Annotated in this window: 25 protein-coding genes and 1 pseudogene; 11 read left to right on the forward strand and 15 right to left on the reverse strand. The window is 73.6% G+C overall.

Annotated features, from left to right (window positions below; all coding sequences use genetic code 11):
* Nucleotides 1–42: 42 nt before the first annotated feature.
* The 3 genes from HDA41_RS30590 to HDA41_RS30600 all read right to left on the reverse strand — a co-directional run bounded on the left by HDA41_RS30590 (nt 43) and on the right by HDA41_RS30600 (nt 3,179).
* Entirely contained in the window at nt 43–1,332 is a 1,290-nt protein-coding gene (locus tag HDA41_RS30590; protein ID WP_184989649.1) for a ribonuclease D, read from the reverse strand.
* A gap of 186 nt (nt 1,333–1,518) precedes the next feature.
* Nucleotides 1,519–2,181 carry a response regulator transcription factor gene (locus HDA41_RS30595; RefSeq protein ID WP_184989651.1) on the reverse strand — a complete coding sequence of 221 codons (663 nt, stop codon included), beginning with the start codon at nt 2,179–2,181 and terminating at the stop codon, nt 1,519–1,521.
* Nucleotides 2,182–2,504: 323 nt separating this feature from the next.
* On the reverse strand, nt 2,505–3,179 hold the full coding sequence (locus HDA41_RS30600) for a DUF3000 domain-containing protein (protein WP_184989653.1): 675 nt from the start codon (nt 3,177–3,179) through the stop codon (nt 2,505–2,507).
* A gap of 101 nt (nt 3,180–3,280) precedes the next feature.
* Here HDA41_RS30600 and hemE point away from each other — a divergent pair, with 101 nt between their 5' ends.
* From hemE to gap, 3 genes are all read left to right on the forward strand, one after another.
* On the forward strand, nt 3,281–4,348 hold the full coding sequence (gene hemE, locus HDA41_RS30605; protein WP_184989655.1) for a uroporphyrinogen decarboxylase: 1,068 nt from the start codon (nt 3,281–3,283) through the stop codon (nt 4,346–4,348).
* Nucleotides 4,349–4,469: 121 nt separating this feature from the next.
* On the forward strand, nt 4,470–5,426 hold the full coding sequence (locus HDA41_RS30610) for a GlxA family transcriptional regulator (RefSeq protein WP_184989657.1): 957 nt from the start codon (nt 4,470–4,472) through the stop codon (nt 5,424–5,426).
* 106 nt (nt 5,427–5,532) lie between these two features.
* Nucleotides 5,533–6,531 (forward strand): type I glyceraldehyde-3-phosphate dehydrogenase, encoded by a 999-nt coding sequence (gene gap / locus HDA41_RS30615; protein ID WP_184989659.1) that lies wholly within the window; start codon nt 5,533–5,535, stop codon nt 6,529–6,531.
* 58 nt (nt 6,532–6,589) lie between these two features.
* Here the strand turns inward: gap and HDA41_RS30620 are convergent, their stop codons facing one another.
* Nucleotides 6,590–7,408: a rhomboid family intramembrane serine protease gene (locus HDA41_RS30620; protein WP_184989661.1), complete on the reverse strand. Its 819-nt coding sequence runs from the start codon at nt 7,406–7,408 to the stop codon at nt 6,590–6,592.
* A gap of 134 nt (nt 7,409–7,542) precedes the next feature.
* Here HDA41_RS30620 and HDA41_RS30625 point away from each other — a divergent pair, with 134 nt between their 5' ends.
* Nucleotides 7,543–7,872 (forward strand): hypothetical protein, encoded by a 330-nt coding sequence (locus HDA41_RS30625; protein ID WP_184989662.1) that lies wholly within the window; start codon nt 7,543–7,545, stop codon nt 7,870–7,872.
* Between the two features lie 113 nt (nt 7,873–7,985).
* Here HDA41_RS30625 and HDA41_RS30630 read toward each other — a convergent pair whose 3' ends face one another.
* Complete coding sequence (locus HDA41_RS30630) at nt 7,986–9,377, reverse strand: FAD-dependent oxidoreductase (RefSeq protein WP_184989664.1); 1,392 nt, start codon at nt 9,375–9,377, stop codon at nt 7,986–7,988.
* A 27-nt stretch (nt 9,378–9,404) separates the two neighbouring features.
* Nucleotides 9,405–10,379 (reverse strand): DUF4349 domain-containing protein, encoded by a 975-nt coding sequence (locus HDA41_RS30635; protein WP_184989665.1) that lies wholly within the window; start codon nt 10,377–10,379, stop codon nt 9,405–9,407.
* A 160-nt stretch (nt 10,380–10,539) separates the two neighbouring features.
* On the opposite strand from HDA41_RS30635, the gene hemG reads away from it, so the two are divergent.
* Nucleotides 10,540–12,006, forward strand: coding sequence for a protoporphyrinogen oxidase (gene hemG / locus HDA41_RS30640; protein ID WP_184989667.1), 1,467 nt, complete (start codon nt 10,540–10,542; stop codon nt 12,004–12,006).
* Nucleotides 12,007–12,011: 5 nt separating this feature from the next.
* Nucleotides 12,012–12,755, forward strand: a complete 744-nt coding sequence (hemQ, locus tag HDA41_RS30645) for a hydrogen peroxide-dependent heme synthase (RefSeq protein WP_184989669.1) — start codon at nt 12,012–12,014, stop codon at nt 12,753–12,755.
* On the opposite strand, the gene HDA41_RS30650 is transcribed toward hemQ, so the two are convergent.
* The 3 genes from HDA41_RS30650 to HDA41_RS30660 all read right to left on the reverse strand — a co-directional run bounded on the left by HDA41_RS30650 (nt 12,756) and on the right by HDA41_RS30660 (nt 16,932).
* Nucleotides 12,756–14,375 carry an alpha/beta hydrolase gene (locus HDA41_RS30650; RefSeq protein ID WP_184989672.1) on the reverse strand — a complete coding sequence of 540 codons (1,620 nt, stop codon included), beginning with the start codon at nt 14,373–14,375 and terminating at the stop codon, nt 12,756–12,758.
* Nucleotides 14,376–14,489: 114 nt separating this feature from the next.
* The gene (locus HDA41_RS30655) at nt 14,490–15,260 is read right to left on the reverse strand and encodes a TIGR04222 domain-containing membrane protein (RefSeq protein WP_184989674.1); all 771 of its coding nucleotides are present in this window, start codon (nt 15,258–15,260) and stop codon (nt 14,490–14,492) included.
* Between the two features lie 160 nt (nt 15,261–15,420).
* Nucleotides 15,421–16,932 (reverse strand): MbnB/TglH/ChrH family RiPP precursor modification enzyme, encoded by a 1,512-nt coding sequence (locus tag HDA41_RS30660; protein ID WP_184989676.1) that lies wholly within the window; start codon nt 16,930–16,932, stop codon nt 15,421–15,423.
* Between the two features lie 195 nt (nt 16,933–17,127).
* On the opposite strand from HDA41_RS30660, the gene HDA41_RS30665 reads away from it, so the two are divergent.
* Nucleotides 17,128–17,667 (forward strand): potassium channel family protein, encoded by a 540-nt coding sequence (locus HDA41_RS30665; RefSeq protein ID WP_184989678.1) that lies wholly within the window; start codon nt 17,128–17,130, stop codon nt 17,665–17,667.
* Between the two features lie 33 nt (nt 17,668–17,700).
* Here HDA41_RS30665 and HDA41_RS30670 read toward each other — a convergent pair whose 3' ends face one another.
* Together HDA41_RS30670 and HDA41_RS30675 are read right to left on the reverse strand one after the other, a co-directional pair.
* Nucleotides 17,701–18,162 carry a DUF7144 family membrane protein gene (locus HDA41_RS30670; RefSeq protein WP_184989680.1) on the reverse strand — a complete coding sequence of 154 codons (462 nt, stop codon included), beginning with the start codon at nt 18,160–18,162 and terminating at the stop codon, nt 17,701–17,703.
* Nucleotides 18,163–18,232: 70 nt separating this feature from the next.
* The gene (locus HDA41_RS30675) at nt 18,233–18,994 is read right to left on the reverse strand and encodes an aminoacyl-tRNA hydrolase (protein ID WP_184989682.1); all 762 of its coding nucleotides are present in this window, start codon (nt 18,992–18,994) and stop codon (nt 18,233–18,235) included.
* Nucleotides 18,995–19,036: 42 nt separating this feature from the next.
* On the opposite strand from HDA41_RS30675, the gene HDA41_RS30680 reads away from it, so the two are divergent.
* Both HDA41_RS30680 and HDA41_RS30685 read left to right on the forward strand, forming a co-directional pair.
* Nucleotides 19,037–19,903 (forward strand): ABC transporter ATP-binding protein, encoded by an 867-nt coding sequence (locus HDA41_RS30680; protein WP_184989684.1) that lies wholly within the window; start codon nt 19,037–19,039, stop codon nt 19,901–19,903.
* Complete coding sequence (locus HDA41_RS30685; RefSeq protein WP_184989686.1) at nt 19,900–20,571, forward strand: ABC transporter; 672 nt, start codon at nt 19,900–19,902, stop codon at nt 20,569–20,571. The genes HDA41_RS30680 and HDA41_RS30685 overlap by 4 nt, the downstream gene beginning before the upstream one ends.
* A 9-nt stretch (nt 20,572–20,580) precedes the next feature.
* Here the strand turns inward: HDA41_RS30685 and HDA41_RS30690 are convergent, their stop codons facing one another.
* From HDA41_RS30690 to HDA41_RS30700, 3 genes are all read right to left on the reverse strand, one after another.
* The gene (locus HDA41_RS30690; RefSeq protein WP_184989688.1) at nt 20,581–20,760 is read right to left on the reverse strand and encodes a hypothetical protein; all 180 of its coding nucleotides are present in this window, start codon (nt 20,758–20,760) and stop codon (nt 20,581–20,583) included.
* 18 nt (nt 20,761–20,778) lie between these two features.
* Nucleotides 20,779–21,633, reverse strand: coding sequence for a polysaccharide deacetylase family protein (locus HDA41_RS30695; protein ID WP_184989690.1), 855 nt, complete (start codon nt 21,631–21,633; stop codon nt 20,779–20,781).
* Nucleotides 21,634–21,695: 62 nt separating this feature from the next.
* Nucleotides 21,696–23,213 carry an FAD-dependent oxidoreductase gene (locus HDA41_RS30700; protein WP_184989692.1) on the reverse strand — a complete coding sequence of 506 codons (1,518 nt, stop codon included), beginning with the start codon at nt 23,211–23,213 and terminating at the stop codon, nt 21,696–21,698.
* A gap of 85 nt (nt 23,214–23,298) precedes the next feature.
* Between HDA41_RS30700 and HDA41_RS30705 the strand changes: the two genes are divergently transcribed.
* A complete protein-coding gene (locus tag HDA41_RS30705; RefSeq protein WP_184989694.1) occupies nt 23,299–23,682 on the forward strand; it encodes an ArsR/SmtB family transcription factor in 384 nt (127 codons plus the stop codon).
* The gene (locus HDA41_RS30710; protein WP_184989696.1) at nt 23,679–24,164 is read left to right on the forward strand and encodes an SRPBCC family protein; all 486 of its coding nucleotides are present in this window, start codon (nt 23,679–23,681) and stop codon (nt 24,162–24,164) included. The genes HDA41_RS30705 and HDA41_RS30710 overlap by 4 nt, the downstream gene beginning before the upstream one ends.
* Nucleotides 24,165–24,192: 28 nt before the next feature.
* Here HDA41_RS30710 and HDA41_RS30715 read toward each other — a convergent pair.
* Nucleotides 24,193–25,138 (reverse strand): annotated as a pseudogene (locus HDA41_RS30715) (PPK2 family polyphosphate kinase).
* Nucleotides 25,139–25,145 lie beyond the last annotated feature (7 nt).

Consider the following 25,145-nt stretch of genomic DNA (forward strand, 5'->3'; position numbering starts at 1 on the left):
CAGGGGCGCGCAGCCGCCGTACGGCGAAGGGCCCTGCGGCGGCTAGGCCTCCGTGACGGCCAGCGCCTCCACCAGTACGGGAGTCACCTGCTCGACCTGCCACGGCCGCGCGCCGTACCCGGCGAGCGCGGCCGCCACGGACTCGGCGTCGACCACCGCCGGCGGCTCCCAGCAGACCCGCCGAACCGTGTCCGGCGTGATCAGATTCTCCTGCGGCATGTTGAGCTGCTCGGCCAGCGCCGACACCCCCGCCCGGGCCGCGGACAACCGAGCGGCGGCAACGGGATCCTTGTCCGCCCAGGCCCGCGGCGGCGGAGGCCCGGTCACGGGCTGCCCCGGCTGCGGCAACTGCGCCTCGGTCAGCGCCTTCGCCCGGTCCACGGCCGCCTGCCACTGCTCCAGCTGCCGCTTGCTCATCCGGTGTCCGAAACCGTTCAGCGCGGCCAGCGCGTGCACGTTGGCCGGAACCGCCAGCGCGGCCTCCACGATCGCCGCGTCCCCGAGCACCTTGCCGGGGGAGACGTCCCGCCGCTGCGCGATGCGGTCCCGGGTCTGCCACAGCTCCCGTACGACGGCCAGCTGCCGCCGCCGGCGCACCTTGTGCATGCCGGACGTACGCCGCCACGGATCCTTGCGGGGCTCCGGCGGGGGAGCGGAGGCGATCGCGTCGAACTCCTGGTGGGCCCACTCCAGCTTGCCCTGCCGGTCGAGCTCCTTCTCCAGCGCGTCGCGCAGGTCGACGAGCAGCTCGACGTCCAGCGCCGCGTAGCGCAGCCAGGGCTCGGGCAACGGGCGGGTGGACCAGTCGACGGCGGAGTGCCCCTTCTCCAGGACGAAGCCGAGGACGCCCTCGACCATCGCGCCGAGGCCGACCCGGGGGAACCCGGCGAGCCGCCCGGCCAGCTCCGTGTCGAACAGCCGCGTCGGCACCATGCCTATCTCGCGCAGGCAGGGCAGGTCCTGGGTGGCGGCGTGCAGCACCCACTCGACGCCGGACAGGGCCTCGCCCAGGGCGGACAGGTCGGGGCAGGCGACGGGGTCGATCAGAGCCGTTCCGGCGCCCTGGCGGCGCAGCTGGACCAGGTAGGCGCGCTGGCCGTAGCGGTAGCCGGACGCCCGCTCGGCGTCGACGGCGACCGGGCCGGAGCCCGCCTCGAAGGCGGCGATCACCCGGGCCAGGGCAGCCTCGTCCGCCACCACGGGTGGAATGCCCTCACGTGGTTCCAGCAAAGGGATCGGCGCCTCCGTAGCAGAAGATCCGCCGTCGTCCGGAGGAGCGCCTCCGGTGGTTCGCAGTGAGCTGTCTGCTGCGGTCTCGTGGGCGTCGGTCACCTGTCAAGGGTATCCGTGTATGGACAGCGCCCGTCGACGGAACGTTCCGTCGACGGGCGCCCGGGGGTCGCAAACCAGTCAGGTCGGGGGAGTGTCGGGTTGGCGAACCGTGAGTGACATGAGGGGGATCCGCGGTCGGCCCCGTTCATGTGAGTGAATGATCACCAAGGGGCATCATGGAGCGGGTCAGTGGATGATTCCCGTCCGCAGGGCCACCGCGACCATCCCGGCGCGGTCGCCCGTGCCGAGCTTGCGGGCGATGCGGGCGAGGTGGCTCTTGACGGTCAGTGCGGACAGGCCCATCGAGACGCCGATCGCCTTGTTCGACTGGCCTTCCGCGACCAGTCGCAGCACCTCGACCTCGCGGCCGGAGAGCTCGCGGTAGCCGCCCGGGTGGCTCGGGGCACCCGGGGGGCGGCGGTGCAGGCGTGCGGCGGCGGCGCCGATGGGGGCGGAGCCCGGCCGGGTGGGGAGCCCGACGTTGGTGCGGGTGCCGGTGACGACGTAGCCCTTGACACCGCCGGCGAGCGCGTTGCGCACGGCGCCGATGTCGTCGGCGGCGGAGAGGGCGAGCCCGTTGGGCCAGCCCGCGGCGCGGGTCTCCGACAGCAGGGTGAGGCCGGAGCCATCCGGCAGGTGGACGTCGGCGACGCAGATGTCGCGGGGGTTGCCGATGCGGGGACGAGCCTCCGCGATGGACGAGGCCTCGATGACATCGCGCACACCGAGCGCCCACAGGTGGCGGGTGACGGTGGAGCGGACGCGCGGGTCGGCCACGACCACCATGGCGGTCGGCTTGTTCGGGCGGTAGGCGACCAGGCTTGCGGGCTGCTCGAGGAGAACGGACACCAGGCCTCCTGGGGTGCGGGACGGGGCCGGCTCGTGGGGGTGAAGCCGGGACGAACCGTGCTTTCAAGGTCACAGTCGTCTTCGGCACCCGGCCCGTCCGCCTTTAGGGAATGATCACGAATCGGTGATAACAATCCGTGCAATTCGGACACGCGGTCGATCACTCGAAGGCCGAACGGTTTCGGTCTGCGTCGGTACGCGGTCGAAAGTGGCCGTATCGACAAAGTGATTCGGCCAAGAGGGGGACGCAGGTGTGATCGTCGACCGGGCATGGTTGACCGCCCCGTACAAGTTCGATCAGTACGGGGTCGGAACAGGTTCGATCAGCGGGACTGCGGGCCCCGCCGCTGGGGCAGCGTCACCACCGACGCGTCGCCCGGCGCGGCCGGCGGCAGCCCCGCGACCTGGGCGAGCAGATCGCACCAGGACGCCAGGTGCGCGGCCGTGTCCGGCACCCCGCCCAGGCCCTCGCGCGGCGTCCACGAGGCACGGATCTCGATCTGCGAGGCGGCCGGGCGCGCGGACAGACCGCCGAAGTAGTGCGAGCTCGCCCGCGTGACGGTGCCGCTCGGCTCCCCGTACGTCAGCCCGCGCGTCTGGAGCGCGCCGGTCAGCCAGGACCAGCACACCTCCGGCAGCAGCGGGTCCGCGGCCATCTCCGGCTCCAGCTCCGCGCGCACCAGCGTCACCAGCCGGAACGTGCCCTGCCAGGCCTCGTGTCCCGCCGGGTCGTGCAGCAGCACCAGCCGGCCGTCGGCCAGGTCCTCGTCACCGTCGACGACCGCGGCCTCCAGCGCGTAGGCGTAGGGAGCGAGCCGCCTGGGCGGGCGGGTCGGCTCGACCTCGATCTGGGGCCGCAGCCGCGCCGCCATGAGCGCGTCGACGGCGGCCCGGAAGGGCAGCGGGGCGGTGTCCGCCTCCCGCCGGTCTTGCTCGGTGTCCTTCGCTTCGTCCATTCCGCCAGCGCCGTCCGACAGTCGTCCCTGAGCCGCAGCCATGCCGGAAGATTACGGGGACCGGAGCCCGGGCGCCGGGCTAGACACCCCGCGCCCGTCCAGGGGCTGAATCACGCCCATCGGGGGCGTGCGAAACTTGGCCCGTGAGTGCCAACGACGCCCCCCGGGCCCAGCAGCCGTCCGCCCCGTACGACTCGGCCTTCCTCAAGGCCTGCCGGCGCGAGCCCGTGCCGCACACGCCGGTGTGGTTCATGCGGCAGGCCGGGCGCTCACTGCCGGAGTACCGCAAGGTGCGCGAGGGCATCGGGATGCTCGAGTCCTGCATGCGGCCCGAGCTGGTCACCGAGATCACGCTCCAGCCGGTGCGCCGGCACGGCGTCGACGCGGCGATCTACTTCAGCGACATCGTCGTCCCGCTCAAGGCCATCGGCGTCGACCTCGACATCAAGCCAGGCGTCGGCCCGGTCGTCGAGCGCCCCATCCGCACCCGCGCCGACCTCGCCCAGCTGCGCGACCTGACCGCCGAGGACGTCTCCTACGTCACCGAGGCCATCGGCCTGCTCACCCGCGAACTCGGCACCACGCCCCTGATCGGCTTCGCCGGCGCCCCCTTCACCCTCGCCAGCTACCTCGTCGAGGGCGGCCCGTCCCGCACGTACGAGAACGCCAAGGCGATGATGTACGGCGACCCCGAGCTGTGGGCCGACCTGCTCGACCGCCTCGCCGACATCACGGCCGCCTTCCTGAAGGTGCAGATCGAGGCGGGCGCCTCGGCGGTCCAGCTGTTCGACTCCTGGGCCGGTGCCCTCGCCCCCACCGACTACCGGCGCTCGGTGCTGCCGGCGTCGGCGAAGGTCTTGGAGGCCGTGGCCGGTTACGGCGTCCCGCGCATCCACTTCGGCGTCGGCACCGGCGAACTGCTGCGGCTCATGGGCGAGGCCGGCGCGGACGTCGTCGGCGTCGACTGGCGCGTCCCGCTGGACGAGGCCGCCCGCCGCGTCGGCCCCGGCAAGGCGCTCCAGGGCAACCTCGACCCGACGGTGCTGTTCGCCACGACGGAGGCCGTCGAGGCGAAGACCCGTGAGGTCCTGGACTCGGCGGCGGGGCTGGAGGGGCACGTCTTCAACCTCGGCCACGGCGTCATGCCGTCGACGGACCCGGACGCGCTGACGCGGCTGGTGGAGTACGTGCACACACAGACCGCCCGCTGACGGAGACGGCGGCAGGGCCGGTCCTGACGGCCGGGCCGCGCCCGCCTGCCGGAGAGGCTCCGGTGGCGGCGGTGGACTCGCCGGATGCGGGTAGAAGTCCCGCCCCACGTAACCTCTTCCCGTGCCCGCACCCCGCCTGCATCGCGTCGCCGTCCTTGTTCTGGAGGGTGCGAAGCCGCTCGATGTCGGAATTCCCGCGCAGGTCTTCACGACCCGCGCGAGCATGCCGTACGAGGTGCGGGTGTGCGGGGCGGCGCCCGGTCTCGTGACCGGCGGCGACGGCCTCGCGTACTACGTCGCCCACGGCCTCGACGCGCTCGCGTGGGCCGACATCGTCTTCGTCCCCGGCTACCGGTTCCCGGACCGCGACGACCCGCCGCGGGCCGTCGTCGACGCACTGATCGCCGCCCATGAGCGGGGCGCGCGGCTCGCCGCCATCTCGACGGGCGCCTTCGCGCTCGCCGCCACGGGCCTGCTCGACGGCAGGCGCGCCACGACGCACTGGCACTACACGCGGGCACTCGTGGCCAGGCACCCGCTCGTCCGGGTCGACGAGAACGTGCTGTTCGTCGACGAGGGCAGCGTGCTCACCTCGGCCGGCGCCGCCTCCGGCATCGACCTGTGCCTGCACATCCTGCGCGGCGACCTCGGAGTGGCCGCGTCCAACCACGCGGCCCGGCGTCTGGTCGCCGCCCCCTACCGCAGCGGCGGCCAGGCCCAGTACGTGCCGCGCAGCGTCCCCGAGCCGCTCGGCGAGCGGTTCGCCGCCACCCGCGAGTGGGCGCTGCACCGGCTCGGCGAGCCCCTCACCCTCGACATACTGGCGCGGCAGGCCGGGGTCTCGCCGCGCACGTTCTCCCGGCGCTTCGTCGAGGAGACCGGCTACACGCCGATGCAGTGGGTGATGCGTGCCCGCATCGACCTGGCCCGCGAACTGCTCGAGCGCTCGCAGCGCAGCGTCGAACAGATCGCCGCCGACGTCGGGCTCGGCACCGGCGCGAACCTGCGCCTGCACTTCCAGCGCATCCTCGGCACCACACCGAGCGAGTACCGGCGCACCTTCACCCGGGGCGAGTGACCCGCCCGGAACCTCGTGGCGAGATCCTTTTGAACCGTGGCGATCCCGCCACTGTCAGCGGCGCCGGCCGCGGGCGAGCCTGGTGGCGAGGGAAGGGACATCACTCATGACTCGCATCGCCATCAACGGATTCGGCCGCATCGGACGCAATGCGCTGCGCGCACTGCTGGAGCGCGACAGCGCCCTGGACATCGTCGCCGTCAACGACCTGACGGAGCCCGCCACTCTCGCCCGGCTGCTCGCCTACGACAGCACGGCCGGCCGGCTCGGGCGCCCGGTGACCGTCGACGGGGACACCCTCGTCGTCGACGGCCGTCGGATCACGGTGCTGGCCGAGCGCGAACCGGCGCAGCTGCCGTGGGCCGAACTCGGCGTCGACATCGTCCTGGAAGCCACCGGCCGCTTCACCTCGGCCAAGGCCGCCCGCGCCCACCTCGACGCCGGCGCGAAGAAGGTACTCGTCAGCGCGCCGTCGGACGGCGCCGACGTCACGCTCGCGTTCGGGGTCAACACCGACGCCTGTGACCCGGCTGTGCACACGATCGTCTCGAACGCCTCCTGCACCACCAACGCCCTCGCACCGCTGGCCAAGGTGCTCGACGACCTCGCCGGTATCGAGCACGGGTTCATGACGACGGTGCACGCCTACACGCAGGAGCAGAACCTGCAGGACGGTCCGCACCGCGACGCCCGTCGCGCCCGGGCCGCCGGCGTCAACATCGTGCCCACCACGACCGGCGCCGCCAAGGCGATCGGCCTGGTGCTGCCGAACCTCGACGGCAAGCTGTCCGGCGACTCGATCCGCGTACCGGTGCCGGTGGGCTCGATCGTCGAACTCAACACGACCGTCGCCCGCGACGTGACGCGCGACGACGTGCTGGCGGCGTACCGCGCCGCGGCGGAGGGGCCGCTCGCCGGCATCCTCGAGTACTCGCAGGACCCGCTCGTGTCGTCCGACATCACGGGCAATCCCGCCTCGTCGATCTTCGACTCCGCCCTCACCCGCGTCGACGGCCGCCACGTCAAGGTGGTCGCCTGGTACGACAACGAGTGGGGCTTCTCGAACCGCGTGATCGACACGCTCGAGTTCCTCGCCACCGGCTGACCGGACGCCGGGGTGGTGCCCCGCCTCCGGTGTTGCGTGACATTCGTCCCCGGCCCACTCACCAGCTCGGCCGCGCGCGCCGGCCGAACAGCACGCCGGGCGGTTCCGGCGGCGGGGGAGTGCCGGGGCGTAGCGGCCAGGCGATCAGCATGCCCGCCACGAAGCCGGCGACGTGCGCCAGATAGGCCACGGTCCCGGCGCCGGAGATGCCCTCGCCGGAGGAGTACACCGCCTGGAGCACGAACCAGAAGCCGAGCACGATCCAGGCGGGCAGCCGCAGCGGCAGGAAGATCAGGAAGGGGACGAGGACCCAGACGCGGGCCCTCGGGTAGAGCACGAGGTAGGCGCCCAGCACCCCGGCGATCGCCCCGGACGCGCCGATCAGCGGGTCGCCCGAGTCGGTGTTCGCGAGGGCGAAGGCATACGCGGCCGCGTAGCCGCAGACCACGTAGAAGAGCAGGAAGCGGATGTGGCCCATCCGGTCCTCGATGTTGTTGCCGAAGATCCACAGGAACAGCATGTTGCCCAGCAGGTGCAGCCAGCTGCCGTGCAGGAACATCGCCGTCAGGACGCTCAGTTCCGGCGACTTGTCGTGGGGCGGCGGGCCGACCACGCAGCCGGGTCCCTGCGGGCCCACCCCGATGTCACCCGTGGGCACCAGTCCGGGCATCTGATGGCGGATCAGTTCCCGTGGCACCGCCGCGTACTGGTCGAGGAACGCCTGGAGGTGACACAGCTGGGCCAGGCTGCTCTCGCCCACCAGGGAACCGGCCATGCCGGGAGTGAGCAGGAACACGACGATGCCGGCGGCGAGCAGGGCGTACGTCACCCAGGGGGTGCGCCGCGCGGGATTCACGTCGTGAACGGGGATGACCACACCACACGTGTGCCCGGGGCGCCGCCGGCGAATCGGTCCTGCCGCTGAACGCGGCCGTCCGGGCGCGCGTATGTCTCGGCAACCGCCCGCGGCGCGGGGAAGGCGGGTCGCGGGGCCGACGTGAGGAACAGGCGATGAACGACCGAGTTACTCCTCCGATGCACGCACTGCCCGACGGCGAGGCGGAGCTGACGCTGGTGGTGCGGCTGCCGTGGGAGGACGTGGCCCGCCTCGGCCAGGAGGCCGGGCGGCTGGCGACCCAGATGCGGCGGCCCGTGACGCTGGACGAGGCGGTGAGTCACCGGTTGCGGTCGTCCAGGATCGCCGCGCATGCGAAGCCGGCCGGGGAGCAGCCGCCGGCGGTTTCGGCCTCGGCGTCGGTGTCGTCGTTGCCGTCGCGGCCGCCGGCGGAGCAGGCGCGGCAGGCGATTGACCGGATCAACGGCACTGCTGGGACCGCGTAGGGCTTCGCCGTAGGGGTGCGGGTTCGTTGCCGGGTGCGGCTGGTCGCGCCCACGCGGCGGAGCCGCGGATCGACACGGCCCCGCGCCCCTGAGGCTTGTTGTTCCACCGTCCCCTAGAAAGAACCGCGCACCTTTGCCGCCGCCTTGCGGGCCGCTACCAGCACCGGGTCCCAGACAGGGGAGAACGGTGGGGCATAGCCCAGGTCCAACGTGGTCATCTGTTCCGCCGTCATGCCCGCCGTGAGGGCGACCGCCGCGATGTCGACCCGCTTGCCCGCGCCTTCTCGGCCGACGATCTGGACGCCGAGGAGGCGGCCCGTGCGGTGTTCGGCGAGCATCTTGACCGTCATGGGGGAGGCGTCCGGGTAGTAGCCCGCGCGGCTGGTCGACTCGATGATGACCGCCTCGAAGCGCAGGCCCACGCGGCGGGCGTCCTTCTCGCGCAGTCCCGTACGCGCGATCTCCAGGTCGCAGACCTTGCTGACCGCCGTGCCGACCACGCCCGGGAACGTGGCGTAGCCGCCGCCGACGTTGGTGCCGATGACCTGGCCGTGCTTGTTGGCGTGGGTGCCGAGCGCGATGTGCCGTTGCTGGCCGGAGACCAGGTCGAGGACCTCCACGCAGTCGCCGCCCGCCCAGATGTTCTCGTGCCCGCGCACCCGCATCGAGCGGTCGGTGAGGAGGCCGTCGTGCGGGCCGAGGGGGAGGCCGGCGGCCTTCGCGAGGGTCGTCTCGGGGCGGACGCCGATGCCGAGCACGACGACGTCCGCCGGGACGTCGCGGTCCTGGGTGGCCACCGCCCGTACCCGGCCGTCGTCGCCTGTCAGGATCTTCGTGACCTCGGCGTCGTTCACCATCGTGATGCCCAGGCCCTCCATGGCCTCGTGCACCAGGCGGCCCATGTCGGGGTCGAGGGTCGACATGGGCTCGCTGCCGCGGTTGACGACCGTCACCTCGTAGCCGCGGTTGATGAGCGCCTCGGCCATCTCCACGCCGATGTAGCCGGCCCCGACGACCACCGCGCGGCGGCCACGCGTGCGTGCCAGCGTGTCGAGGAGCGCCTGGCCGTCGTCCAGCGTCTGCACGCCGTGCACCCCGGGGGCGTCCATGCCGGGAATGTCCGGCCGGATCGGCCGGGCGCCGGTCGCGATCACGAGCTTGTCGTACGACGTCCAGGACTCGGCGCCGGATTCGAGGTCACGCGCGCGTACCCGCTGCCGGTCGGGGTCGATGTCCGTGACCTCGGTGCGCAGCCGCAGGTCGATGTCCCGCGCGCGGTGCTCCTCGGGTGTGCGGGCGATGAGCCGGTCCCGGTCCGGGACGGCGCCGCCCACCCAGTACGGGATGCCGCACGCCGAGTACGACGTGAAGTGGCCGCGTTCGAACGCCACGATCTCCAGCTCGTCGGGCCCCTTCAGACGGCGCGCCTGCGACGCCGCGGACATCCCCGCGGCGTCGCCGCCGATCACGACCAGTCGCTCCCTGCGCGTACGGCTCATGTTCATGCGAACACGCTACGGGAGCACGGCATTTCAGTCCTGTTCGTCAGGAGTCCGCGTGGACTGCGGGGCCGGACGGGCCGTCGGCAGCGGCCCCAGGGCGCTCGTGGCGGGCGCGGGGCGCGGGCGGCGGGGGCGTACGACGCGCAGCCACAGCAGCGCGAGCAGGGCGGCCACCGCCGCGAACGGCAGGACCGCGCCGAGTGCCACCGCGATCCAGCGCAGCATCGTCACGAACGCGTTCCAGCCGCCCGCGAGCGCGTCCACGAATCCCGGGTCGTCGTCCTTCGCCTCCTTCTTCACCGGGGTCTCGGACAGCGACAGGGTGATGGTGGCCAGGCTCGTGCGGTCCTTCAGGGACTGCTGGCGCGCGAGCAGCGCCTCCAGGTCGGCCTGGCGGGTGCTCAGCTCACCCTCCAGGGTCACCACGTCGCTGAGCTTGGTGGCCCGGTCCATCAGCTCGCGGATCCGGGCCACGCTCGCGCGCTGCGACGTGATGCGGCTCCCCACGTCCACGACCTGGTCGGTGACGTCCTGCGCCTTCGCGCTGCGGTCGAGGAGCTTGCCCGCGCCCTCCAGCTCGGTGAGGACCTCGTCGTACTTCCCGACGGGCACGCGCAGCACGACGCGGGTGCGCTCGTGGCCCTCCTCGTCCCGGGTGGTGGTCTCGTTGCCGACGTATCCGCCCGCGTTCTCGGTGCCGGTGCGGGCCTCCTCCAGGGCCTTCGGGACGTCCTTGACCTGCACGGTCAGTGAGACCGTGCGGATGATGTGGGCCGTGGGGAGCTTCGCCGGCGCGGTCGCCCTGGCTCCCCTGCCGGCGCCACCGGGGGCTGCCTCGTTCGCGCCGCCCTTGTCGTCGGCGTCCGGGGCGGCGACTCCCCGGTCGGCGCTGCTGCCGGCGGAGTCCTCTCCCGCGCCGCTGCATCCGGTGAGCGCGAGGGCCGCGGCCAGCAGAAGCGCGGCGAGAGCCGGGACGGGGCGGCGGGCGGGTCGTCGTGTGCGCATGTGGGCTTCCCCCGGGAGGATCGGTTCGGCTGATGCTTCTTCGACGCCCGGGCGGCGCCGGACGTTTGGTCCGGGACGGTTCCGATGCGGTCACGGTCGGGACTCGTGAAGGACACCGGGGCGCGGCAGCGCTGTCAGTGGGGTCTGAGAGGCTGGGGGCATGCGCGAAGTTCAAGCCCGTGCGGGCATGGGGCAGGTCGTCGTCATCGGGGCGGGCATCGCGGGACTGGCCGCCGCGCACCGGCTGCTGGACCGCGGGGCGCGGGTGACCGTGCTGGAGGCCTCCGGCCGGGTCGGCGGCAAGCTGCTGCCCGGGGAGATCGCGGGCGCGCGCGTGGACCTCGGCGCCGAGTCGATGCTGGCCCGCCGCCCCGAGGCGGTGGCGCTCGCCCGGGAGGCGGGTCTCGCCGACCGGCTCCAGCCGCCCGCGACGGCGACGGCCTCGATCTGGACCCGGGGCGCTCTGCGCCCGATGCCCAAGGGCCACGTGATGGGCGTGCCCGGTACCGCCGCGGCCCTGTCCGGTGTGCTGTCCGACGAGGGCCTCGCCCGCATCGACCGCGACGCCGGGCTGCCCCGCACGGAGGTCGGCGACGACGTGGCCGTCGGGGAGTACGTGGCCGCGCGCCTCGGCCGCGAGGTCGTCGACCGCCTGGTGGAACCCCTGCTGGGCGGCGTCTACGCGGGCGACGCCTACCGCCTCTCGATGCGCTCGGCCGTCCCCCAGCTCTTCCAGGCGGCCCGCAGCCACACCTCCCTGACGGAGGGGGTCCGAGAGATCCAGGCGAAGGCGGCCGCCGCCCAGCAGACCGGCCCGGTGTTCATGGGCCTCCAGGGCGGCGTCGGCACGCTGCCCCTCGCGGTGGCGGAGTCGGTGCGGGCGCGCGGGGGCGAGATCCTGACGGGGGCGCCGGTGACGGACCTGAGCCACAGCGCGGCGGACGGCGGCGGATGGCGCGTGGTCACCGGTGAGCGGGTGCTGCACGCGGACGCGGTCGTGCTCGCCGTCCCCGCCCCCGCCGCCGCCCGGCTCCTGCGCACCGAGTCCCCCGAGGCCGCCGCCGAGCTCGGCGGCGTCGAGTACGCCTCCATGGCCCTGGTCACCCTCGCCTACCGCCGCGCCGAGGCGGGCCTGCCCGAGGGCAGCGGCTTCCTCGTGCCGCCGGTGGACGGGCGCACCATCAAGGCCTCCACCTTCGCCTCGCGGAAGTGGGGCTGGATCGCCGACGAGAATCCGGACCTGGTCGTCCTGCGCACCTCCGTCGGACGGTACGGCGAGACGGAGATCCTCCAGCGCGACGACGACGAGCTCGTGGCGGTCTCCCGGCACGACCTGAAGGCGGCGACCGGCCTGGACGCCACACCCGTCGCCACCCGCGTCACCCGCTGGGACGACGGCCTGCCCCAGTACCCCGTCGGCCACCACGCGCGCGTGGCCCGCATCCGCGAGCATGTGGCGAAGCTCCCGGGGCTCGCCGTGTGCGGCGCGCCGTACGACGGCGTCGGCATCCCGGCGTGCATCGCGAGCGCGTACGCCGCCGTCGACCAGATCCAGGGTGACCTGCGGGCTGTGCAGGAGCTCACCGCCCACCCGGTGCAGAGCCTGCACGGCGGAGCGGGAGAATGAGGAGCATGAGTGACGACGCCTCCACCACGGCCTCCAGCGCCACGCCCGACCGCATCCCGAACAAGGGCAAGCTGGCCAAGGACCTCAACGAGGTCATCCGCTACACGCTCTGGTCCGTCTTCCGGCTGAAGGACGTCCTCCCCGAGGACCGCGCCGGGTACGCCGACGAGGTCCAGGAGCTGTTCGACCAGCTCGCCGCCAAGGACGTGACCATCCGCGGCACGTACGACGTCTCGGGCCTGCGCGCCGACGCCGACCTCATGATCTGGTGGCACGCGGAGACCAGCGACGCGTTGCAGGAGGCGTACAACCTCTTCCGCCGCACGAAGCTGGGCCGGGCGCTCACACCGGTGTGGTCGAACATGGCGCTGCACCGCCCCGCCGAGTTCAACCGCTCGCACATCCCGGCGTTCCTCGCCGACGAGACGCCCCGCAATTACGTGAGCGTCTACCCCTTCGTGCGTTCCTACGACTGGTACCTGCTGCCCGACGAGGACCGCCGCCGCATGCTCGCCGACCACGGCAAGATGGCCCGCGGCTTCCCGGACGTGCGCGCCAACACGGTCGCGTCGTTCTCCCTCGGCGACTACGAGTGGCTCCTCGCCTTCGAGGCCGACGAGCTGTACCGCATCGTCGACCTGATGCGTCACCTGCGCGCCTCGGAGGCCCGCCGGCACGTCCGCGAGGAGGTCCCGTTCTTCACGGGCCGCCGCAAGGACCTCGCGGAGCTGGTCGCGGGTCTGGCCTGATCAGCGGAGCGGTCGGTCGGCCCCGGGCTTCTCCGGGGCCGTCGACAGCGGCTTCGGCTTCGGTTCCGGACGCGCGGCGCAGTCCGTGGTGCGCCGTCCCGGCAGCCGGCCCTCCAGCAGATACGCCTCCATGTGGCCGTTGACGCAGGCGTTCGGCCCGCCGGCCAGGCCGTGCGAGCCGGCGTCCCGCTCCGTCACCAGGACCGAGCCCGCGAGGCGGCGGTGGAGTTCGAGGGCGCCGTCGTACGGCGTGGCGGCGTCCCGCTCGGCGGCCAGGATCAGCGTCGGCGGCAGTTCGCCCGGCCCGGTGCCGACGTCGAGCGGCTTCTGCCGCGGTCCCTCCCAGTAGGCGCAGGGCAGGTTCGTCCACACGTTGTGCCAGGTCTCGAAGGGCGCTACCCGCGCGAGCCGGGTGTTGTCCCGGTCCCACACCTCCCAGTCCGTCGGCCAAGGGGCGTCGTTGCACTCGACGGCCACGTGGACCGCCCGTGCGTTCTCCGCCTCGACGGCGGCCTCCGGGTGCTGTTCGGCCTGCTCGACCAGCGGCCCGGGATCGCCCTTGAGGTACGCCGACAGCGCGTGCGCCCGGTGCGGCCACTGGTCGTCGTAGTACCCGGCCTGGAGGAACGCCCCCTGCAACTGCCCCGGCCCGACCTTCCCGCCGGCCGGCTCGACGGCCAGCCGCGCGCTCGCCCGCTCGTAACTGTGCCGCACCTCCCGCGCGGTCCTGCCCAGCCCGTACACGTCGTGGTGCCGGGCGATCCACCTCCGGAAGTCCCGCCAGCGGCCCTCGAACGCCGCCGACTGGTCGAGGTTGTTGCGGTACCAGATCCGCGCCGGGTCGGGATCGACCGCCGAGTCGAACACCATCCGCCGTACGTGGGCGGGGAACAGCGTCGCGTACAGGGCTCCGAAGTACGTGCCGTACGACGAGCCCATGAAGGTCAGCCGTTCCTCGCCGAGCGCGGCGCGCAGCACGTCGAGGTCGCGGGCGTTGTTCAGCGAGTGGTAGTGCCGCAGCGCACCGCCGGCCCGCTCGGCGCAGCCGCGCGCGTACGCCTTCGCCTGCGCGATGCGTTCCTTCTTGTACGCCTCCGAGGGGTGCGTCGGCGCCTGGGCCGGCCCCTGGAAGAACTGCTGGGGGTCCTTGCAGGACAGCGGCGCGGAACGGCCGACCCCGCGCGAGGCGTAGCCGACGAGGTCGTACGCGGCGGCGATCCGCTTCCACTCGGGGAGCAGGCCGATGAGGGGGAAGTACAGGCCGGAGAAGCCCGGGCCGCCCGGGTTGTAGACGAGGGCGCCCTGGCGGCGGACCTCACGCTTGCTGGGGTGCGGGTCCTCGCGCGTGGCCCGGGCGCGGCCGACGGCGAGCTCGATCTGCCTGCCGTCGGGCCGTGCGTAGTCCAGCGGGACGGTGACCGTGCCGCACTGCATGCCGCCGGGGAGGTCCTGCGCGTCGGGGCACGGGCCGAAGTCGATGCCGGCCGCCTTCGCCCGCGCGGCGGCCACCGCGGTGCCGCGCAGCTCGGCCGTCGCCCTCGCGCCCTCGGTGTCCGGGGCGGCGGTGAGGGCGCTCAGCAGCAGCGACCCTGCGGCCGAGTAGAGGAGGGCGGCTCTCATCGCGTATCCCTTCGGTGCACGGTGGCGGCGAAAGGGATGCTTCGTGGGGCGGTTGGGGAAGGCAAGCACCGTTTGCCGGTGTCGGCGCCAATGCCCCTGTGCGCCCCCGTTCTGTCAGTCGTGTGCCTCGCGGTGGGTGAAGGCGGCGCGCAGGTCCGGCTCGCCGATCGCGCGGACGCCGCGTACGGCCACCGAGGTGAGGTACGTGCGGTCGTCCGCGGTGCCGTCCGCGTTCCGGGTCAGGTCGCCGAGCAGCCGCCGGCCGGCCGGGGAGGCCCAGCGCGAGTACGGGTGGACCTCGATGCGGGCGACGGCGAGGCAGCTCAGGGTCAGGGCGAGCGGCAGCGCGAACCACAGGGCGACCAGATGGCGCGGCATGTCCGGCGGGGCGGGCGTCAGCAGCGCGGCGACGCCGAGACCGAGTACGGCGACGGTCGCCGAGCGCACCTGCCGGACGGCCGCCGCGACCGTCGTACGGGCGCTGTCGGGCACCGCGAGCCCCGCGCGCACCAGCCGGTCGGCGATACCGCGTACCGCGTCCGCCGTGGCGGCGGTGGCCCGCACCGGCGCGATCCGGGACTGCCCATCGGGGCCGATGGCCCCGATGACCGACCGCTCCATCTCGTCCCGCCCGCGCGGATCGACGACCGTCGCCCAGCCGGTGCGGGCCAGGAGCAGCCGGCGCTGGCGCGCCATGGCGACGAGGGTCACGTCGGCGACCCGCCGGGGCCCGCCGGAGAGGAACGCGGCCTCGTAGAGCGTGAGTTCATGGACGCGTCCGGTGTCCGCGTCGGCGGCCGCGGCGCGTACGGCGGCCAGGCACAGGCGCGTGCACGCCGTGCCGGCCACGATCCAGGCCGCCAGCAGGAAGAGAACCCAGAGCATATGTTTTTTGTATGTGACACGGTCCCGGAAACACCATGCCTCGTACACGATCCCGACGCAGTGTTGTCGGTATGTGACGTTCCGCTTCACTGCTCCGGCGGCGAGGACCGGTGACGCGGTGCAGAACGACGAGCCGGTGTCGAAGAACTGACGGTTCCGGTCAGCGCCGGAGCAACACCTTCCGGGTGGCGCGGGCCAGCCGGCGGACCGGGCGGCGCGATCGCGGCGACGGTCCCGACCGCTCCAGCCACCACTCCCGGAGCTCCCGCCGCACCGCGGTGTCCCCGGGCCGCCCGGCGGACAGCAGGTGCTCGGCGAAGGTGAGCGCGTCGCGCCGGTAGCCGTCGGTCATCGGCTGGGTCTGGGCGTACGCGAGGAAAGCCGTACGGTAGTCCGTCCCGAGGATCTCCGGCAGCTCGGGCGCGACCTTCGCCACGACATCCGCCCGCTTGGCGGCCAGCGCCCGAGCCTGTACGCCGACCCGCACCCGGTCGAACCCCTCGGGTACGGGCGTCCCCGCGACCAGCGCCGACAGCAGCGCGGCCTGCGCGAGCCCGACCCGCTGCCGGGCCCCGTCCCCACCAGGGTGGGGCAGGCCGAGGGCGCCCCGTGCCGCCCCGACCGCCCCGTCCTCATCGCCCCGTCCGGCCCCGTCGTGCCTCCCGGCGGCGGCCTCCGCGTCAGGCCTGTCTGCCTTCCGCTGCGCGAGCGCACCTGCCGCTTCGCGCCGCGGGCCCGTGGCCTTCTCCGGGGCGCCGCTGTTCAGGGGCGCCGTGGGCCCGGTTTCCGCGCGTCGTACGGCGAGCGCGGTGCCCGCCGAGCGGACCTCCGCTTTCACACGTTCCACGGCGCCGGCCTCCAACGCCCTCCGGATCGCCCCCAGTTCACGCTCCAGCTCCGCCGGTTCCGGGAAGTTCTCGTCGCGTTCCAGGAGGACTCCCGGAGGGGACACGTGGGACGCGAGGTCGGTCAGGATGTCGAGGACCGGGCGGGGGACGGGGTGGGCGTGGCTGTCGTGCCAGACGCCGTCGCGTTCGAAGCCGCCGGCGACATGGACGTAGGCGATGGCCTCCAGGGGCAGCTCGGCGAGGGCCTTGGCCGGGTCCTCGGCGCGGTTGACGTGGTTGGTGTGCAGGTTGGCCACGTCGATGAGGAGCCGGACGCCCGTGCGGTCGGCGAGCTCGTACAGGAACTGGCCCTCCGTCATCTCCTCGCCCGGCCAGGAGATCAGCGCGGCGATGTTCTCGACGGCCAGCGGCACCGGCAGCGCCTCCTGCGCGATACGCACGTTCTCGCAGAGGACGTCGAGGGCGTCCCGGGTCCGGGGGACGGGCAGCAGATGGCCCGCCTCCAGGTGCGGGGTGGCCGTCAGAGCACCACCGGCCCGTACGAACGCGATGTGCTCGGTGACCAGCGGTGAGCCGAGTGCCTCCACCCGTTCGGCCAGCGCGGCCAGGCGGGCGTCGTCGGGGCGGTCCGCGCCTCCGAGGCCGAGCGAGACGCCGTGCGGCACCACGGTGACGCCGCGCTCGCGCAGCCGCCGCAGCGACTCGGGCAGATGCCCGGGGCAGACGTTCTCGGCCACGGCCTCGACCCAGTCGATGCCCGGCATGCGCTCCACGGCGTCCGCGATCTCCGGTCGCCACCCGATGCCCGTCCCCAGTCGCTCCATCGTCCCCTCCTCCGCACGGCCGGTTCCTCGATCGTGAGGGGGGTATGGCCCAGCCGCCCGCCCCCGAACCCCGCCACGGGCGCCTTCAGAGGAACATTTGAGGTTGGCCCACCGGCGGCCTCCCCGCTGCCCTCCGGCTCCACCGACGGAGGCACCGGGGTCGCGCCACTCCCCGAGGCGTCGTAGACCGGACGTATGCGCGAGGGCAGCGAACAGACGGCCCCGGCCTCGCCCCGGCGGGTGTGGGCCGGGGCCGGGGGACTGGTGGTCGCAGTCGGCACGGCCTATTTCCTGCTGCCGCTGGAGGGGCTCGGCGTCGACCGCCCCTGGCTGGGCTGGCCGCTGTTCGCTCTGTGTCTGGCGCTGCTGGCCGCGCTGCTGCTGCGCCAGGTGCGTGACGTCGTGCTGGAGAAGCCGCACACCCGGCCCGGCGTCATGATCCCGCTGCTGATGTGCCTGGCCGTGCTGGTCTTCTCGTCGGGGTACTACGCCCTCGCCCAGCGGCCGGGCCAGTTCACCGGCCTGAGCACCCGCGTCGACGCGCTGTACTTCACCGTCGTCACGCTCGCGACCGTCGGCTACGGCGACATCACCCCGAGCGGGCAGGAGGCCCGCCTGGTGACCGTCGCTCAGATCCTGTACACGTTCGTCTTCCTCACGGCGGCGGCCACCGCGCTCACGCGCCGGCTGCACACGGTCGTCGCCGCGCGCGACCGGCGCCCGCCGCCCACCTGAACCGGAGCGGCCCAGAGCGACCCGGAGCGGCGCCTACGCCGCGCGGGAGGAGCGGTAGTTGAACACCGACCACAGCACGAACAGACCGGTCAGGATCATGATGATCGACCAGAACGGCTGGTACGGCAGCCACATGAAGTTCGCGATCAGTGCCAGTCCGACCACGACCGCGCCCACGACCCGGGCCCAGGCGGCCCCGGTGAACAGGCCCAGCCCGGCCGCCACCACGAGCACACCGACGATCAGGTGGATCCAGCCCCACGCGGTCAGGTCGAACTCGAAGACGTACTCGCCGAAGCTCGTGTACACCTCGTCGTCGGCGATCGCCGTGATGCCCTGGAGCACCGCGAACAGGCCGTAGACGACCATCAGGGTGCCGCCGAGAGCGAGGCCCCCGGCCGCCAGCGGGTCGCCGGAACCGCCGGGGCCGGAGCCGCCGGGCGTCCGGTCGTCGGGAGCGGGTGGGGCGGGGGGAGGGGGCGCGGCGCTGGTCATGGCTGCCTCCTGGGTCGGGGTTGTCTGGTAACCCCACTGGAGCACCCGCCCGCTACCGGCGCGCCCGCGGCTACTCCGAACGGGTGGGCGTCGGACCGCCGGGCGCGTACGGTTCCCGGCGCAGCGCCGGGTGGTCCGCGACCACCGTGCACGAGCCGGGCGCGATCTCCGTGAACCCCGCGTCGCGGACCAACGGCAGGCCGCTGCACGTCAGTTCGGGCCAGCGGGCCGGGTCGGCCGTCCGTACGGAGAGCGGGAAGCCCGCGTCGTGCCAGGCGGCCCGCTCCTCGTCGGTCAGCTCCCACCAGGCCAGTTGCGCGGCGTGCCCGGCCTGGGCCATCGCCTTGCCGGCCGACATGCCGAGGTCGGGGTTCAGCCACAGCACGGGCGCGGCCGGGTCCGCGTCCACCGGCGGTTCCGGGTCGTCCAGGTCGGTGCCGGAGACCTGGAGCCGGGCCAGGTCCTTGGGCCAGCCGTCCAGCGGGACCGGCGGGAAGACCCGCACCTGGGCCGCCTTGCCGGTGACCGTGATGCCGGGCAGCGCCTCCGCCCGCCGCCACTCGGCGCCGCGCGCCCGCCGCACCACCTTGCGGATCCGCGCGTCCTGCCAGTCCCGCACCGCCTGCGCCCACGCGCCCTCACCGGCCGACCGCTCGTCGTCGAGGATCGTCAGCACGGCCCGCGCGGCCGTCTCCAGCGCGTCCGTACGCGCCGGCGGGTCCGCCCGCTCGATCCGTACGACCAGCGGCAGCACGAACTGCGGTGCCGTGTCGCGGGACGAGGGCTCGGACCGGAAGGGACTGTCACTCACGGGCGTCGGCTCTTCGCTCACGAATCCCAGTGTGCCAGCCGGAAGATCGTGGAGGATGGGCCCATGCGACCCGACCTCTGCCTGGAGAACGCGGGCCGCCGCTACGGCCTGCGCGGCCCCTGGGTGCTGCGCGGCGTCGACCTGACGGTGGCCCCGGGCCGGCTCGTCCGCGTCGAGGGCGCCAACGGCACCGGAAAGTCCACCCTCCTGCGGCTGCTCGCCGGCATCGACGCCCCCAGCGAGGGCCGGATCACCGGCCGCCCGCGCACGGCATACGTCCCCGAGCGGTTCCCGCCGGCCCTGCCGTTCACCGCCGTCGGCTACCTCACGCACCTCGGCGCCGTGCACGGCCTGACCCGCGCGGCGGCCGCCCGCGTAGCCGCCGAGTGGCTGGAGCGCCTCGGCGCCGCCGCCCACGCCGGCACGCCCATGGCACGGCTGTCGAAGGGCAGCAGCCAGAAGGTCGCGGTCGCCCAGGCCCTGCTCGCGGAGCCGGAGCTGCTGGTGCTGGACGAGGCGTGGACCGGCCTGGACAGCGACGCCCGCGCCGAGTTGGAGCGGGCGGTCGCCGAGCGCACGGCGGCCGGCGGATCCGTGGTGTTCGTCGACCACGACCCGCTCCGCCTCGCGGGCCTGCCCGACGCGACGTACACCGTGCGCGACGGGGGCCTCGTCGAGCGCGCCGTGCCGGGTCCGCCGCCGTCCGGACCGCAGGTCACCGTCGAGGTCCAGGGACCGCCGGACGGACGGCTTCCCGACGACGTGCGGCGGACCGTCACCTCCGCCGAGGAGACCGCGCCGGGCAGCCACCGCCTCACCGTCCCCGCCCCGCACTCCGACGTCCTGCTCCGCGCCCTGCTCACGGCCCGCCCGCCCTGGCACGTGGTGAGTGTGGCGCGGCAGGCGGACGCCCCCGGGAGCCGCCGATGACCGCCCTCCTGCGCTACCACGCCGCCCTGCTGCTGCGCTCCCAGCGCTGGCTGCCGCCGTTCCTGCTGTACGCCGCCGTCCTCGCGATCAGCGTCCAGGCCGGGCAGCCGGTGCTCGACTCGCTCGGCTACTCCGCCGCCGCGCTGCTGCCCGTCGCCGCCTGGCTGGCGCGGATCTGTGTCACGGCCGAGCCGCAGGCCGCGCGCGGCTGTGTGGCGGCGGCCGTCGGGCCCGCGCGCGCTCATGTGGCCTGTCTGCTGGTGGCGTTGTCCGGTGCGGCGGCGCTCGGCACGGTCGCGACCCTCGGCGTGACGCTGCTGAGCGCTCCGGTGGCCTCGGACCACCGCACCCCGGTGCCGCTCGCCCCCGCCTGCGGGGCCGGGCTGCTCGCCGCCCTGGCCTGCGCGCTGCTCGGCACGGCCGTCGGCGCGCTCACCAGCCGGCCGCTGCTGCGGTCGCGGGGCCGGGCCGTCCTGGCCCTGCTGCTCGCGGCACTGCTGTCCCTGGTGGCCACCGGCTCCCCGGCGCAGGCGGCGGTGCGGGGCCTGGTGACCGGCTCACGGTCGGGCACCGTCCCCCTGCCGCTGCTGCCTCTGGCCACGGCAGCCCTGGTCACGGCCGCCGCCCTGGCCCTGGCCGGTGCGCTCGCCGCCCGCAGATCACCCTGAGCAGGCAGATCACCCTGAGCAGGCCGTGCGCTGCGCCTCCTGCCACTCGCAGACCGGGCAGAGGGTGATGCCCTTGTACGACTCCGGGTACTCCGTCGGATCCCGGCACAGCACGCACTCGGCGTACGGCGGCCCGTCCGCCCGAGGCGGCCTGGTCGCGTCGATCAGGCAGTAGTCGTTCTCGCTCATACGTCCAGCGTAGGCCGGTCAGCGTGTCTCCGGGCGGGTCCGCGCACCGCTGTCCGCCGCCCCGATCAGCTCGGACACCTTCACGAACCTGAAGCCCTCGCGGCGCAGCGCGGGCACGATCGCGCGCACCGCCCGCTCGGTCGCCGGGGCGGCGCTGCGCGTGCAGTGCAGCACGACGACCGAGCCCGGCCGCACTCCGTCCAGCACCTGCCGGGCGACCACGTCCGGGTCCGTCTCGAACGCGTCGCCGCCGACCACGTCCCACTGCACGGCGGTCACGCCGGCCGGTGTCAGCGCCTTCAGCGCCCGCCGGTCGTAACAGCCCCCGGGGAAGCGGAAGTACGGCATCGGGTCCGCCACACCGGCCTTCCGGAACGCGGCGTACGCCCGCTCCACGTCCGACCGCATCCGCTCCTCGGGTACGGTCGGCAGGCCGTAGCAGTCCCGCGTGTACGCGTAGTGGCTGTAGGAGTGGTTGGCGACCTCGAAGAGCGGGTCCCGGCCGATGGAACGGGCCTGGTCCGGGTACTGCTCGGCCCACCGCCCGGTCATGAACACGGTAGCGGGCACCTTCAGCGCCCGCAGTGTCGAGATCAGCCGCGGATGGTCGAACCGCTCACCCGCCGCCGCCCGTGCCCCCTGCCCGGCGGTCATGTCGGCGTCGAAGGTGAGCGCGACGGTCCGGCCGAGGGTGCGGGGACCGTGCTCGAAGACGGGGGTCAGGCCGGCGGGGCCGGGGGCGAGGGTCGGAGGGCGCGACGGCGGTGCGGACACCGGCGGCGGGGCCGCCTGCGGGGACCGGCCGGTCCCGCAGGCGGCGAGGGCCGTGCTCAGGGCACAGACGGCGGCGATACGGCGGAGAAGGGTGATCACCGTATGAAGATATGAACGGGATCGGCCCTTTATGCGTGCCGACCACGGGCGTCACCCGGCCGTCAGATGTCCCGCTGCTCCAGCGGCTTGGTCGCCGGGCCCTGGATCACCTTGCCGTCCGTGTCGAAGCGGGAGCCGTGGCAGGGGCACTCCCAGGCCCGTTCGGCGGAGTTGAAGGCGACCAGGCAGCCCAGGTGGGTGCAGCGGGCGGAGACGGCGTGCAGGGTGCCGTCGTCGTCCCGGTAGACCGCGACGCGGTGGCCGTCGGCGCGGACCACGGCGCCCTCACCGGGCGGCAGGGACTCCACCGGCGGCGACGGCCGCAGCCGGTCCCCGACGAAGTGGCCGGCGACCTTGGCCTGGGTCATCAGGAACGACGGCGCCTCCCGCACGGCGGGCTTCAGCCGGCGCGGGTCGTACAGCCCGCTCCACTCGCGCTCCTCGCCGGTGATCTGCGCGGCGAGGAGGCTGCCCGCCATGATGCCGCCGGTCATGCCCCAGCCGCCGAAGCCGGTGGCCGCATAGGCGTGCCGGGCGCCCGGGTGCAGGAGGCCGACCATCGGCACGGTGTCGGTGGGGCTGTTGTCCTGCGTGGCCCACCGGTGGGTGACGTCCAGGTCCGGGAAGTGCTCGGTGGCCCAGGCGGTGAGGCGTTCGACAGCGGCCCGCGGGTCGCCCGTGCCCGGCGTGAAGTGCTCACCGGTGACGATGAGCAGACGCCGGTCCCCCTCGTACGGTGCCGTGCGCACCGAGCGGGTGTTCTCGTCGGGCGTGATGAACATTCCGTCCGGGTCCTGATCCGCGGGGATCGTCCCGGCCACGACCAGTTCGCGCTTCGGCGTCAGCCGGGTGAACAGCAGGGCCCGGTCGAAGATCGGGTAGTGCGTCGCGACGACGACGTCCCGGGCCCGCACCGTCGCCCCGGTCGTGGTCGACAGGCGGCACGGCTCGCCCTCGTCCATGCCGAGGACCGTGGTGTCCTCGAAGATCCGCCCACCGTGTTGGACCAGGTCGGCGGCGAGGGCCAGCAGGTACTTGCGCGGGTGGAACTGGGCCTGGCCGGTGACCCGGACCGCGCCCGCCACCGGGAAGGGCAGCCCGGTCTCCTCCACGAACGCGGCGGGCAGCCCGGCCTCGGCGGCCGCCCGCGCCTCGGCCCGCAGCTCGTCGACCCGGCCCGGGTCGCGCGCGTACGTGTAGGCGCTCCTGGCCTCCCAGTCGCAGTCGATGCCGAGTTCCTCGGCGATCCCGGCCGCGCGTTCGATCGCCTCGGACTGGGAGCGGGCGTACAGTCGCGCGCCCTCCGGGCCGCGGGTGCGGCGCAGCTTGTCGTAGACCAGCGTGTGCAGGGCGGTGACCTTGGCGGTGGTGTGCCCGGTGACGCTCGCCGCGACCCGCCCGGCCTCCAGCACCGCCACGCTCCGCCCGGCCCGCGTCAGCTCCCACGCCGTGCACAGTCCGGCGATCCCGGCGCCGATCACCGCCACGTCGACGTCCAGGTCCTCCGTGAGGGCCGGATGCCGGCCGTCCGGTGCGGTTTCCAGCCAGTACGAGCTTCTGACCTGTGGCTTCTCGCTCATGAGCCCCCGAGTACCCCCGACTGCCCGCTTCAGTGTCCGGCGGGTCGCTTTACAGAAGGGGCCGGCAGGACTAACGTACAACCAAATGGTTGTAGATGAGCTGGGCGAGCTGAACGACGAGACGGTGGACCGGCTGTTCCACGCCCTGGCCGACACCACGCGCCGGGACATACTGCGCCGCTGCGTGCGCGGGGAGCTGTCGGTCTCGCGGCTGGCCGAGGCCTATCCGATGAGCTTCGCGGCCGTGCAGAAGCACGTCGCCGTTCTGGAACGGGCCGGTCTCGTCAGCAAACAGCGCAGCGGACGGGAGCAGCTCGTGCGCACCGACCCCGACGCGGTGGGCCGCGCCCGCCAGGCTCTCGACGCACTCGAGTCGGAATGGCGCGGACGCGTGGACCGGATGGCCCGGCTGCTCGCGGAGGACCCCGGTACCGAAGAGAACGACACCCCGGAAGGACCCGAGAGATGAGCGTCACCAGTGTCGACAAGGACCTCGACAACCTCACCCTCACCCTGATCGCCGACTTCGCCGCCCCGGTGGAGCGGGTGTGGCAACTGTGGGCCGACCCCCGGCAGCTGGAGCGCTGGTGGGGCCCGCCGACCTACCCGGCGACCGTGGAGGAGCACGACCTGACCCCCGGCGGAGAGGTCACGTACGTCATGACCGGCCCGGAGGGAGACCGGCACCGCGGCTGGTGGCGGATCACCTCGGTCACCGAGCCGACCTCCCTGGAGTTCACCGACGGCTTCGCCGACGACGACGGAAAGCCCAAGGACGACATGCCGACCATGTCCGTGAGGGTGCGGCTCAGCGACCACGACGGCGGCACCCGGATGGAGATGCGCTCCCTGTTCGACTCCCGTGAGCAGATGGACCAGCTGATCACCATGGGCATGGAGGAGGGTCTGAAGGAGGCCGTCGGCCAGATCGACGCCCTGCTGGCCGCCTGACCGCCCGGATCAGGCCCGGCCGCCCGCATCAGGACTGCCGCAGCAGCCGCTTCCGGCACTCCGCCACGTCGAAGTCCGCCTCGGGGTACCGCGGATCCAGCCCCCGCAGATGCTCCAGGAGCAGCAGGCCGACCGCCCAGTCGCGGTACCACTTGCGGTCGGCCGGGACCAGGTACCACGGCGCGTACGAGGTCCCGCAGCGTTCCAGGGCCGTCTCGTAGGCCTTCTGGTAGGCGGGCCACAGGGCGCGGTCGTCGATGTCGGACGGGGCGAACTTCCAGCGCTTCTCCGGCTTGTCGAGGCGTCTGAGCAGGCGGCGGCGCTGCTCGTCGTAGGAGATGTGCAGGAAGCACTTGATCAGGGTCACGCCCTCGTCGGCGAGGGACCGCTCGAAACGGTTGATCCGCTCGTAGCGGTCGTCGATCACGGCGCGGGGCGCGAGGTCCCGGACGCGGGCGACCAGGACGTCCTCGATGGGGGCACCGCCCGCTCGAGCGGAGCCGAGAGTGGGGGAGCGAGCGGTCGAAGACGCCCAGCTCGCCGGGGAGCGGGAGCGCCTTCTCCACGCGCCACAGGAAGGAGTGCGCGCGCTCCTCGGCGGTCGGTGCCCTGAACGCCGTGATCCGGCAGCCGGCCGGGTTGAGCCGGCCGATGACGTGCTTGAGCGTGCCGCCCTTGCCGCTGGTGTCCATGCCCTGGAGGACCAGCAGGACGCGGCGCCGGTCGCCCGCGGTGCTCGCCGCCCACAGCCGTTCCTGAAGGCCGGCGAGCTGCTCACCGATCCGGGCCGTGGCGACTTTGGCCGCGGCCTTGTCGTCCGGGCCGCCGGGAGTGGCGGCGGCGTCGTGACGGGACAGGTCGACCGGCTCACCGGCGGGGACGCGCAGCCGCTCCCGCAGCGAGATCCCGCGCTCGGGCTTCCTGGTTCTGCCCTTGTCCGCCGTGTCCTTCTCCGGTTCGCCCTTCTCCGCCACCGGGCTC

Source organism: Streptomyces caelestis, assembly GCF_014205255.1.
Taxonomy (GTDB): Bacteria; Actinomycetota; Actinomycetes; order Streptomycetales; family Streptomycetaceae; genus Streptomyces; species Streptomyces caelestis.